9 protein-coding genes are annotated in these 11,531 nt (G+C 71.5%); 5 read left to right on the top strand and 4 right to left on the bottom strand.

Features of this window, described 5'->3' with window-relative positions:
- Positions 1-17 precede the first annotated feature (17 nt).
- From CCN37_RS12430 to CCN37_RS12420, 3 genes are all read left to right on the top strand, one after another.
- A complete protein-coding gene (locus CCN37_RS12430) occupies positions 18-992 on the top strand; it encodes a SurA N-terminal domain-containing protein (protein ID WP_086820901.1) in 975 nt (324 codons plus the stop codon).
- Positions 989-1,984: a MazG family protein gene (locus CCN37_RS12425; RefSeq protein WP_246842981.1), complete on the top strand. Its 996-nt coding sequence runs from the start codon at positions 989-991 to the stop codon at positions 1,982-1,984. The genes CCN37_RS12430 and CCN37_RS12425 overlap by 4 nt, the downstream gene beginning before the upstream one ends.
- Positions 1,985-2,116: 132 nt before the next feature.
- The gene (locus tag CCN37_RS12420; protein WP_086820899.1) at positions 2,117-5,317 is read left to right on the top strand and encodes a S41 family peptidase; all 3,201 of its coding nucleotides are present in this window, start codon (positions 2,117-2,119) and stop codon (positions 5,315-5,317) included.
- Between the two features lie 50 nt (positions 5,318-5,367).
- Here the strand turns inward: CCN37_RS12420 and pip are convergent, their stop codons facing one another.
- Genes pip through efeU form a run of 4 tightly spaced genes read right to left on the bottom strand, consistent with a single transcriptional unit; the run spans position 5,368 to position 9,540 of the window.
- Positions 5,368-6,327 carry a prolyl aminopeptidase gene (gene pip, locus CCN37_RS12415; protein ID WP_086820898.1) on the bottom strand — a complete coding sequence of 320 codons (960 nt, stop codon included), beginning with the start codon at positions 6,325-6,327 and terminating at the stop codon, positions 5,368-5,370.
- 47 nt (positions 6,328-6,374) lie between these two features.
- The gene (gene efeB / locus CCN37_RS12410; protein WP_086820897.1) at positions 6,375-7,607 is read right to left on the bottom strand and encodes an iron uptake transporter deferrochelatase/peroxidase subunit; all 1,233 of its coding nucleotides are present in this window, start codon (positions 7,605-7,607) and stop codon (positions 6,375-6,377) included.
- The gene (gene efeO, locus CCN37_RS12405) at positions 7,604-8,716 is read right to left on the bottom strand and encodes an iron uptake system protein EfeO (RefSeq protein ID WP_086820896.1); all 1,113 of its coding nucleotides are present in this window, start codon (positions 8,714-8,716) and stop codon (positions 7,604-7,606) included. Before efeO ends, efeB begins: the two co-directional genes overlap by 4 nt.
- Positions 8,713-9,540: an iron uptake transporter permease EfeU gene (gene efeU, locus CCN37_RS12400; protein WP_086820895.1), complete on the bottom strand. Its 828-nt coding sequence runs from the start codon at positions 9,538-9,540 to the stop codon at positions 8,713-8,715. Before efeU ends, efeO begins: the two co-directional genes overlap by 4 nt.
- Positions 9,541-9,810: 270 nt before the next feature.
- On the opposite strand from efeU, the gene CCN37_RS12395 reads away from it, so the two are divergent.
- Positions 9,811-10,614 carry a lytic transglycosylase domain-containing protein gene (locus CCN37_RS12395; RefSeq protein ID WP_246842980.1) on the top strand — a complete coding sequence of 268 codons (804 nt, stop codon included), beginning with the start codon at positions 9,811-9,813 and terminating at the stop codon, positions 10,612-10,614.
- A 39-nt stretch (positions 10,615-10,653) separates the two neighbouring features.
- Positions 10,654-11,487: a lytic transglycosylase domain-containing protein gene (locus CCN37_RS12390; RefSeq protein WP_086820894.1), complete on the top strand. Its 834-nt coding sequence runs from the start codon at positions 10,654-10,656 to the stop codon at positions 11,485-11,487.
- The last annotated feature ends 44 nt before the right edge of the window (positions 11,488-11,531 follow it).

Genomic DNA, 11,531 nt, shown 5'->3' with positions numbered 1-11,531 from the left:
TGAGAAGGTACGACACCGTGAAGGCCATCAGCCGTTCCTCTCGCCTGGTCGCCGCGCTGGCGGCCACCACCGGTCTCCTGCTCACCGGGTGCAGCACCGGTGCCGGGCAGCCCAACGCCGCCGCGATCATCGGCGACAAGGTCATCAGCGTTGCCGAGGTGCAGCGCCGGATCGACGGCGGCCTCGCCGCCCAGGACCCCGAGTACCTGCGGTTGCAGTCCCAGAACAAGCTGGACCAGGCCGGACGGGGCCTGCTCAGCGTGCTGGTCCGGCTCGAACTGCTCGAACGGCTCGCCCAGCGCGAAGGCGTCCAGGTCGACAACGGCATGGTGGACTCGGTGATCGCCAGCCTCGCCGGCAACAGCCTCCCGGAAGAGGCCTTCCCCGCCTACGACACGCAGACCCTGCGCGAGCGCATCCGCGGCGACATGCTGGCCACCGAGATCGGCAAGAAGTACGCCAACCGCACCACCGTCACCACCGACATCGTCGTGACCGACAGCCGCGACGACGCCGTGGCCAAGGCGAACCAGATGGCCAAGGGGCCGGCCGCCACCGCCCAGCTCGTCAAGGCGGAGGCCGCGAAGAAGCGGCAGGCCGAAAGCAACTTCCGCGTCTCGTTCTCCCAGGCCAGCCCGGTCCTCGCGGTGAGCCCGCTCTTCGCGACCGGCGAGAACACCGTCGTCGCCTTCCCGCTCGCCGACAACTCCGGCCAGCGGCAGCAGCAGGCCACGCCCACCAGCCGGTGGGCCGTCGCCTACGTCCACAAGCGCGACACGAAGACGACCAGCGCCGCGAACCCGGAGGCCGCGGCCGCGCAGGGGCAGATCGTCGGCACCCTCGGCAGGGGCATGGCCTCGATCCTCGGCAACGAGCTCGGCATGCGGATCAACCCGCGCTACGGCGCATGGGACCTGACGACCGCACAGCTCGTGACGAGCACGCTGGAGCGAGCCACCCTCCAGCTCAAGGCCACCGCGCCCCGGTCGTGACGTCCTCCTCGCTCGCCGCGGGCTGCGCGATCGTCCTGCTCAGCCCGCGACTCGGCCCCGTCCTGCCCGCCGCCGCGCTTCCCGCGCTCCGCGCCGCGTCGGCCGTCTACGCCACCCCCGGCGCCGCCGAGGAAGCCGCGGCGGAACCGGCCCCGGACCCCGCCGAGCTGCTCCGCCGCGCTGCCGACGAGCCGGTCGTGGTGATCGCGACCGTGCTCACCGACCCGGCGGCGGCGGCACTGCACGAAGCCGGCGCGCGGGTGATCGGCACGCCCGAACCCGCCGGTGCCGCGCTCGTCGAGGCCACCGCGGTGATGGACACGCTGCGCTCGCCCGGCGGGTGCCCGTGGGACGCCAAGCAGACCCACGACTCGCTCCGGCAGTACCTGGTCGAGGAGACCTACGAGCTGCTGGAGGCGATCGAGGACGGCGACCGGCAGGCGCTGCGCGAGGAGCTCGGCGACGTGCTGCTCCAGGTGCTCTTCCACGCCAGGGTGGCCGCCGAGGACCCCGCCGACCCGTTCTCCGTCGACGAGGTCGCCGGAGACCTCGTCGCCAAGCTCGTCGGCAGGCACCCGCACGTCTTCGCGGGCGGAGACCCCGCCGTGCGCGACGCCGAGACCCAGGAAGTGCGCTGGGAGGAGCTGAAGCAGGCCGAGAAGCGCCGTGAGTCCACTGTGGACGGTGTAGCTCTCGGTCAGCCCGCGGTGGCGCTCGCCGCCAAGCTCGCCCAGCGGACCGCGCGCGCCGGCTTCCCCGCCGACCTGCTCCCCGACGGCGACGGCACCGGGGCGACCCTGTTCGTGGTCGCCGCACTGGCCAAGCTCGCGGGCGAGGACCCGGAGAACGAGCTGCGCGTGGTCGCCCGCCGCTACGCCGAGGACGTCCGCGCGGCCGAGCGCGCCGCCAAGGCCGCTGGCCTCGACCCCGCCACCATGGGCCCCACCGGCTGGCGCACCCACTGGCCCACCCCCTCCACCCCGGCCGTTTGAGCCCTGAACGACCCGTTCAGTGCGCTCAACGCACCAAACGGGTCGTTCAGGGCTTCGGTGGGTGTTGAAGAGTGAATACCGTGCGGGTCCGTTCACGACCGGGTAACGGGGTCAGGGACTAACGTCGGTGCGGTGACAGATGGGTACCTGCGCTTTCCGCACGTGCACGACGATCTGGTGACCTTCGTCGCCGAGGACGACGTCTGGCTGGCCCCGCTCGACGGCGGCCGCGCCTGGAGGGTCACGGCGGACGGAGTTCCCGCCGCGAATCCCCGCTTCTCCCCGGACGGCGAACTGCTCGCCTGGGCCAGCAGGCTCAACGGAGCCCCCGAGGTCCACGTGGTCCCGGTCGCCGGAGGGCTCGGCAAGCGGTTGACCTACTGGGGCGATCCCAAAGCCACCGTGCTGGGCTGGACGCCCGAAGGCGACGTCCTCGCGCTCAGCGCGGTCGGCGAGCAGAGCCTCCGGCACACCTGGGCGCGCGCCGTGCCCGTGGACGGAGCCCCCGCGACCCGCCTGCCCTACGGCCCGGTCAGCGGTGTCGCGGTCGCGGCAGACGGAGCGGTCGTGCTCAGCTCGGCGGCGAACGCCGAACCCGCGTGGTGGAAGCGCTACCGGGGCGGCACGGCGGGCAAGCTCTGGGTCGACACCACCGGCGACGGCGAGTTCGACCGCGTCCTGCCGGAGCTGCGGTCCTCGCTCGTCCGGCCGATGTGGGTGGACGGGCGGATCGTCTTCATCTCCGACCACGAGGGCTTCGGCAACGTCTACTCGTGCACCCCGGACGGCTCCGACGTGCGGCGGCACAGCTCGCACGAGGACTTCTTCGCCAGGCACGCCAGCACGGACGGCTCGCGGGTGGTCTACCAGAGCGGCGGGTCGCTGTGGCTGCTCGACGGTCTGGACGCCGAGCCGCGCGAGCTCGACGTGCGGCTCACCGGGCCGAGGCCGTTCCGCCAGCCGACGCCGGTGCCCACCGCGAAGCACCTCGGCGCGGCGGTTCCGGACCGCACGGGACGCGCGAGTGCGGTCGAGGTGCGCGGGACCGTGCACTGGCTGACCCACCGCGACGGGCCGGTACGAGCCCTCGCAGCTGAGCCCGGCGTGCGCGGCCGGTTGCCGCGACCGCTCGGTGACGACCGCGTGGTGTGGGTGACCGACGCGGACGGCGAGGACGCGCTGGAGATCAGCCCGGTCGCCGGGCGCGCGGCGGGCGTGACCCCGCGCAGGCTCGCCTCCGGCCAGCTCGGCCGGGTGCTGGATCTGGCGGTCTCGCCCGACGGCAGCACGATCGCGGTCACCACGCACGACCGCAGGCTGCTGCTGGTCGACGTGGACGGCGGTGGGCTGCGCGAGCTGGCCGCCGGTGGCGAGGGCGACCCGGACGACGCGGTGTTCTCGCCGGACTCCGAGTGGGTGGCGTGGTCGCAGCCGGGAGCCTGGCCGCTGCGGCAGATCAGGCTCGCCCGCGTGGACGATCTGTCCACTGTGGACGTCACGCCGCTGCGCTTCGTCGACTACTCGCCCGCGTTCACCTCGGACGGCAAGCACATCGCCTTCCTGTCCAAGCGCAGCTTCGACCCGATCTACGACGAGCACGTCTTCGACATGTCCTTCGCCAACGGCGGGCGACCGTACCTGGTGCCGCTGGGTGCGACGACCCGCTCGCCGTTCGGGCCGCAGCTGGACGGGCGTCCGTACACCCCGGACTCCGACGACGAGCAGGACGGCAAGAAGAAGGACGACCGCGCGGTCACGGTCACCGTCGACATCGAGGGCCTGTCCGCGCGCGTGGTCGCGTTCCCCGTGCCGACCGGCCGCTACTACGGGCTGAGCGCGGCCGAGGGTGGACTGCTGTGGCTGCGCTACCCGGTCAACGGCGTGCTCGACGACGACGGTGCGAGCGGTGTCGACGCGCAGCCGAACTCGCTGGAGTTCTTCGACCTGGAGAAGCGCTCGGCCGAAGAACTGGTCGACGACCTCGACTGGTACTCGGTCAGCGGTGACGGCAAGCGGATCGTGGTGCGCGACAGCGGTGGGCTGCGAGTGCTCCCCGCCAACCGCAAGGCGAAGTCCAACGGCGACGCGGGCGACGACCGCATCGAGGTCGACCTGGCCAGGGTGCGCGTGGTCATCGACCCGGGAGCCGAGTGGCGCCAGGCCTTCCGCGAGAACGGCCGCCTCATGCGCGATCACTACTGGCGCGCGGACATGAGCGGCATCGACTGGGCGGGCGTGCTCGACCGGTACGAGCCGCTGGTGGAGCGACTGGGCAGCCATGACGACTTCGTCGACATGCTGTGGGAGGTCCAGGCCGAGCTGGGCGCCTCGCACGCCTACGTGATGCCGCCCGCTCGCTCGAACGCGGCTGCGCGGCGAATGGGCATGCTGGGCGCGGACATCGCCCGTGATGAGGCCGGGGTGTGGCGGGTCGAGCGCGTCCTGCCCGGCGAGTCCTCCGTGCCCGACGCGCGGTCCCCGCTGGCCGCGCCCGGTGTCGGCGTCCGCGAGGGCGACGCGCTGATCGCGGTGAACGGCCGCGTGGTCGACGCGGAGTCCGGCCCCGGGCCGCTGCTCGCGGGTACCGCGGACACGGCGATCGAGCTGACCGTCGGCCCGCGTGACGGCGGGGAGTCCCGGCGCGTCGTCGTGGTGCCGCTCGCCTCCGAGGAAGCCCTGCGCTACCAGGCGTGGGTGGCCGACCGACGGTCCTATGTGGACAGGGTCGGCGAAGGCCGGATCGGCTACGTGCACGTCCCGGACATGATGGGGGCGGGCTGGGCCGAGCTGCACCGCGATCTCCGCGTGGAGACCGCTCGCGAGGCCGTCGTCGCCGACGTCCGCGAGAACCGCGGCGGGCACCTTTCTCAGCTGGTGGTGGAAAAACTGGCTCGGCGCGTGGTCGGCTGGCAGGTCGGCCGTGATGGCTTCCACCCGCGCAGCTACCCGCTGCACGCCCCGCGCGGGCCGGTCGTGGTGGTGGCCAACGAGTTCTCCGGCTCCGACGGTGACATCGTCAACGCGGCGGCGAAGGCGATGGGCGTCGGGCCGGTGGTCGGCGTGCGCACGTGGGGCGGGACGGTGGGCATCGACTCCCGCTACCGCCTCGTCGACGGCACGCTGGTCACGCAGCCGCGCTACGCCACGTGGATCAAGGGCGTGGAGTGGGGCATGGAGAACCACGGCGTCGACCCGGACGTCGAGGTCGTGATGGCTCCGCAGGACTGGGTCAACGACCGCGACCCGCAGCTGGACACCGCGATCCGGATGGCGTTGGAGGCGCTGGAGGAAACCCCGGCGGTCACCCTCCCCGCGCTGCCCGAACTGTCCTGACCTGAACTCGGCGGGCGGCCCCTGAGTCGGGGGTCGCCCGCCGTGTTGCGTCAGGTGGTGGCGAAGCGCTCCAAGGCGTCGAAGAGGTGCTTGCGCGTGTCGCCGCCGCCCTTGTGCCCGGCGTCGTCCACCACGTGCAGCACGGCGTCGGGCCAGTTCGCCGCGAGCGCGTGCGCGGTCTCCGCAGGGCAGCTGAGGTCCTGGCGCCCGTGGATCAGCACACCCGGGATTCCCTTGAGGCGCTTGGCTTCCCGGATCAGCACGCCCTCCTCCAGCCACCCCGCGTTCGAGTAGTAGTGGGTGATGATCCGGACCAGCGCGAGGGTGGAGTCCGAAGGCCGTCCGGTGAACGGGCTCGCCGAGCTGTTGGGCTCCAGGCTGAGCACGGTGTCCTCCCAGAGACACCACTCCTGCGCGGCCTTCGCGCGCACCTCGGGATCGGGGTCCTCCATCAGGCGCGCGTAGGCGGCCATCAGGTTGCCGTCGCGGTCGGCCTCGGGCACGGTGTCGCGGAACCGCTCGAACGCCTCCGGGAAGAAGCGGCTGACCCCGCCGTAGAGCCAGTCCAGCTCGCGGCGGCGGGTGGTGCTCAGCGACATCAGCACCATTTCGGACACGCGCTCGGGGAAGCGCTGCGCGTAGGCGAGCGCGAGCGTGACGCCCCATGAGCCGCCGTAGATCAGCCAGCGCTCGACGCCGAGGTGCTGGCGCAGCTTCTCCATGTCACCGATGAGGTGTTCGGTGGTGTTGACGCTCATGTCCGTCGCCGGATCGCTGGCGTGCGGCAGGCTGCGCCCACAACCGCGCTGGTCGAACAGGATGATCCGGTAGCGCTCGGGGTCGAAGTTCTTCCGCGGGTTGGCCGTGCACCCCGATCCCGGCCCGCCGTGGACCACCACGACGGGCTTGCCGCGAGGGTTCCCGCAGGTCTCCCAGTAGACGAGGTTCCCGTCACCGACGTCGAGCAGACCGTGGTCGTAGGGCTCGATCGGTGGGTAGGGCGCACCCATGGGTTGGCTCCTTCTCCTGCGGTGAAAGGGGAAACGAGCCAGCCTGGTTACTGGAAGAGTCGCTGTCCCCAGAATTCTCCTGGCCGCACGCCCGGGGGACAGGCGAACAACCCGGAACCGTTGTGCTTCAAGTACTCCATCATTGTGTCCCGAGTGGACAGAGCCTGCTGCATGGGAACGAACTGCGTGCGCGGGTCGCGGTTGAAGCAGATGAAGAACAACCCCGCGTCGAGGTGGCCGAAGCCGTCGGAGCCGTCGGTGAAGTTGTAGCCGCGGCGCAGGATCTTCACCCCGCCCAGCGATTCCGCCGCCGCCAGCCGGACGTGCGAGTCCTCGGCGATCAGCGGCACCCCGCCCGCGCCCTTCACGTGCAGGTCGACCGGGTCGAACTCCTCGGCCTGGCCCAGTGGCGCGCCGGAGCCCTTCTTCCTGCCGACGATCGCCTCCTGCTCGGCCAGCGAGGTCCGGTCCCAGGTCTCGATGTGCATGCGGATGCGCCGCGCGACCAGGTAGCTCCCGCCGACCATCCACTGTGGACCGTCGCTCTCGCGGGCCCACACGTGATCGCGCAGCTCCTCGGGGTTCTCCGCCTTGATGTTGTTCGTGCCGTCCTTGAAACCGAACAGGTTCCTCGGCGTGGCCTGGTCCTGCGTGGTCGAGGACGTGCGCCCGAACCCGAGCTGCGACCAGCGCACGGCCACCGCGCCGAAGCCGATCCGCGCGAGGTTGCGCACCGCGTGCACCGCGACCTGCGGGTCGTCGGCGCACGCCTGCACGCAGATGTCGCCGCCGCTGCGCTTGGGGTCGAGGTCGTCCAGCGGGAACCTCGGCAGGTCCGCGAGCGCGGCCGGACGGGCCGACTCCAGGCCGAAGCGCTTGTCGAACAACGAGGGTCCGAAGCCCACGGTCAGTGTCAGCGAGGCGGCCGAAAGTCCGAGCGCCTCACCGGTGTCCGCGGGCGGAGCGTGCTGCGGGCCGCCCACCGCGCCCCGGTCGGCGGCCTCCTCGCCCTTCGTCATGCGCTCGGCGGCGATCGTCCACTCGCGCAACAGATCCACGAGTTCGGCGCGCTTGTCCGTCGTGACGTCGAAGGACACGAAGTGCAGCCGGTCCTGCGCCGCCGTGGTGATCCCGGCCTGGTGCTCACCGTGGAACGGCACCACGTGCGGGACAGATTTCGGTTGTGCGGCAAGGGCACCGGCCGTAGCACCGGCGGCACCGGCGAGCGCGACCCCCGCGCCCGCGTAGCCGAACAGCCTGCGCCGGGAGACGCCCGTCATTTGCTCGCCACCACCGAAGCGACCTTGCTCAGCGGCTCGCCGAGCGCGTCGACGGCCGCGGCCAGCTCCTTCTTCTCCGGCTCGGTCAGCTCGGTGTAGAGCTTGAACCCGTCGCCCTTGCGCTGCTTCTCCAACAGCTTGTCCAGCGCGGAGAACCGTTCCTCCACAGTGGACAGGGTCTTGGCGTCGCGCTCGACGAGCACCGGGCGCAGCGAGGCGACGGCGGCCTGCGCACCGTCCACGTTGGCCCGGAAGTCCCAGAGATCGGTGTGCGAGTAGCGGTCCTCCTCGCCGGTGATCTTGCCGGTCGCGACCTCGTCCAGCAGTTCCTTGGCGCCGTTGGCCAGCTGCAACGGGGTCAGCTCGACCTTCTTCGCGCGCTCGACGATCTCCTTCACGTCGGCCAGCAGCCGGTCGGCGATCGAGTTCGAGTCCGGCTTCAGGCCGTCCACCCACAGGTCCTTCTCCAGCCGGTGGTAGCCGGTGAACTCCTGGCCCTCCTCGATCACGTCCTCGCGACCGTCGATCTTCGGGTCCAGGTCGCCGAAGCTCTCCGCGACCGGCTCGATCCGCTCCCAGTACGTCCGCGCGATCGGGAACAGCGCCTTGGCGTCCTCGACCTTGCCCGCCTTCACCGCGTTCACGAACTCGGTCGTCTTCGCCAGCAGCGCGTCGGACTGCGAGTTCACGTAGCGCTGGTAGCTCCTGGTCGCCTCGGCCAGCTTCGCGTCGCCGTCGACCGCCTTGGCCGCGCCGCCGGTCACGGTGAAGTCGGCGCGGATGCCGTCGCCCTTCATCCCCGGCTTGCAGGCGGTGGTGTACTTGCCGCCCTCGGAGACCTCCACGTTGAGCTTGCGGGTCAGGCCGGGGCCGATGTTCTCGACCTCGCCCATGATCCGGTCGCCCTCTGCGTAGAGGTAGAACTCGGTGACCTTGGTGCCCTTGTTCGCCACCTCGAAGGTGATCGTCCCGGCCGCCGTCGTGTTCTTGGCGACCGCGCACTCGGAGTCGGTTGCGCGCACCGCGATCGGGCCGCCGTTCCCTGCGGGGGAGCCGCATCCGGAGAGCGCGACCAGCGCCAGTGCTGCGATGTACGGCTTTCTGTTCACTGTGCGGTCTCCTGAGTGCGCTTGCGTTGCGGGGCAAGGAAAAGGGTGAGCACGACGAGGACGTAGGAGCCCCACACCACGGCTTCGAGCACGGTGGTCTGCGGGGAGAAGTTGAGGATTCCCTTGAGCAGGGTCCCGTACCAGGAGTCGGCTGGCACGTACTCGCTGACGTCGAAGGCCAGGGTGTACAGGCCGGGCAGGATCGCGGCCTCCTGGAGGTCGTGCACGCCGTAGGCCAGCACGCCCGCCGCGACGAAGACCAGCAGGACGCCGGTGACGGTGAAGAACTTCGCCAGGTTCACCCGCGCGGCCCCGAGGTAGAGCAGCCACGCCAGCACGACCGCCACGACGATGCCGATCACGAAGCCCAGCAACGGTTCCAGCGTTCCGCCGCCCGCTGCCTGCACGCTGGAGAAGAAGAACAGCGCGGTCTCCAGGCCCTCGCGGGCGACGGCCAGGAAGGCCACCGCGATCACCGCGACGGGGCCGATGTCCAGCGCCTGGTCGAGCTTGTCGCGCAGCTGACCGGCGAGCGAGCGCGCGGTCCGGCGCATCCAGAAGATCATGCCGGTGACCAGGGCGACCGCGACGATCGACGCGAAGCCGCCGAAGGCCTCCTGCTGCTCGAAGCTGAGGCTGGCCGCGGTGAAGGTGAGCAGGGCGCCCGCGGCGACCGAGAGCCCGATCGCGACGGCGACGCCGGTCCACACCAGCGGCAGCGCGGAGCGGCGGTCGGTGCGGACCAGGAAGGCCACCAGGATGCTGATCACGAGGGCGGCTTCCAGCCCCTCGCGCAGCCCGATGAGGGCGTTGCTGAACAGCACTCTGACGTCCTCCCGTCGCGAACCCGACGGGCGAAATTAGGTTAGCCTGACCTGCGCTGTCTAGTGCCGTTCGAGGGTTCTGCGTGGGATGTCCCCGGACAAGGCGGCAAATCCGACAATTTTCCCCATGTCCGGTGGTCGACCGGATCATGGTCAATCGGATGGGCGAACCTTCTCACCTGGCGGCGTGACCAATGCGCGTGTCCTCCCGTCTACTCTGCCGAAACCGTTCCGTTACCGGCACGCTGGGTGGTTGGAGAGGAGGCTTCCTTGCGTTTCGACGTTCCCTGGAGGCGAAAACGGTGGTCCGCCCTCGCGCTCGGGTCCTTGGGCGTGGCGGCGTGCACGCTCGCGACGCTGCTGGTCGCAGGTGATGCCGGGGTCACGGCCAGGCAGCAGCCGACCGGCCCCACCGAGCCGCTGCTGCCCGCGAACGCCCCACCCAACGGCGGCACCGCGCTGCCGATGCTCGGGGTCGCCGCGCACCTGACCGTGTTCGGCCAGACGCCCCAGCGGCAGCTCGCCGGCTGGGCCGGTGGGCTTTCCGACCGGCTCAACGTGCCGCGCGCGGCGATGCAGGCCTACGGCTACGCGACCGCGCGGCTCCAGCGCGAGCGCCCGGCCTGCCGGATCACCTGGACCCTGCTCGCGGGCATCGGCCAGGTCGAGTCCAACCACGGCCGCTTCAACGGCGCGCGACTGGACGCCGAGGCCAGGCCGACCGTGCCCATCCGAGGGCTCCCGCTGGACGGGCGGCCCGGTGTGAAGTCGATCCCGGACTCCGACGGCGGAGTGCTCGACGGGGACACCGTGTGGGACCGCGCCGTCGGGCCGATGCAGTTCATCCCGACGACCTGGCGCTCCTGGGGTGCCGACGCCGACGGCGACGGGCGCGCCGACCCCAACGACCTCGACGACGCCGCCCTCGCCGCCGCCCGCTACCTGTGCGCTTCCGGCGGCGACCTGGGCACGGAGAGCGGCTGGTGGCGCGGGGTGCTGACCTACAACGAGAGCCGCCGCTACGCCCAGGACGTCCTCGACCGCGCTGATCGTTATGGCAGGTTGAGCCGTTGAGCCCGACCACTGGGCTTCAAGTGCACGTAACCTGACCGGGTGGTAACCCCCGCCCCCGTGCTGTCGCCGACCCCGCCGCGTCGCGGTCGTTCGCTGCTGGGGCGGCTGCTCATCGTCGTCCTCGTGCTCGGCGTCGGCGGGGCCGGCTTGGCCGTTCTGGTCGATCTGGTGACGCCTTCGCGGGACAACCGACCCGAGACCCCGGTCACCGCCGCCCCCGTGCGGCCCGGCTCGGTCGTGCCCGGTGACGCGGGCGTCGTGCCCGACCAGCAACAGCCCACCCCGCAGGGCTCTCCCGCCGCGCGCGACTCCCTGACCGAGTGGGCCAACCGCCTGTCCGACACCGTCGACGTGCCCGCTCGTGCTTTGCGCGCCTACGCCCTCGCCGACCTGGCCATGCGCGTTGAGCGCCCGCGCTGCCGCCTGTCCTGGGCCACCGTCGCCGGCATCGGCCGCATCGAGTCCAACCACGGCCGCTACGGCGGGGCCACCCTCACCGAGGAGGGCAGGCCGTCCAAGCCGATCATCGGCATCCCGCTCGACGGCGGCCCCAACGTGCGCGCCATCCCCGACACCGACGGCGGAACCCTCGACGGCGACACCACGTGGGACCGCGCCGTCGGGCCGATGCAGTTCATCCCCGGCACGTGGAAGCGCTACGCCGCCGACGGCAACGGCGACGGCCGCGCCGACCCCCAGCAGATCGACGACGCCGCCGTCACCGCCGCGCGCTACCTCTGCTCCGCCAACCGCGACCTCAGCGACGCCAAGGGCTGGTGGGCCGCCGTCTTCGCCTACAACAACTCGACGGAGTACGGCCAAAAGGTCTTCGGTCTCGCCGACACCTACGCCCGCCGCAGCCTCCCCCGTTGACGGTGTCGCCCGGGGGTTGGGCAGTCTTCAAGACCCCCAAACCC

Source organism: Allokutzneria sp. NRRL B-24872 (assembly GCF_002155965.1).
Lineage (GTDB): Bacteria > Actinomycetota > Actinomycetes > Mycobacteriales > Pseudonocardiaceae > Allokutzneria.
Note: the sequence above shows the minus strand (reverse complement) of the source record. Positions and strands in the feature narration are given on the sequence as shown.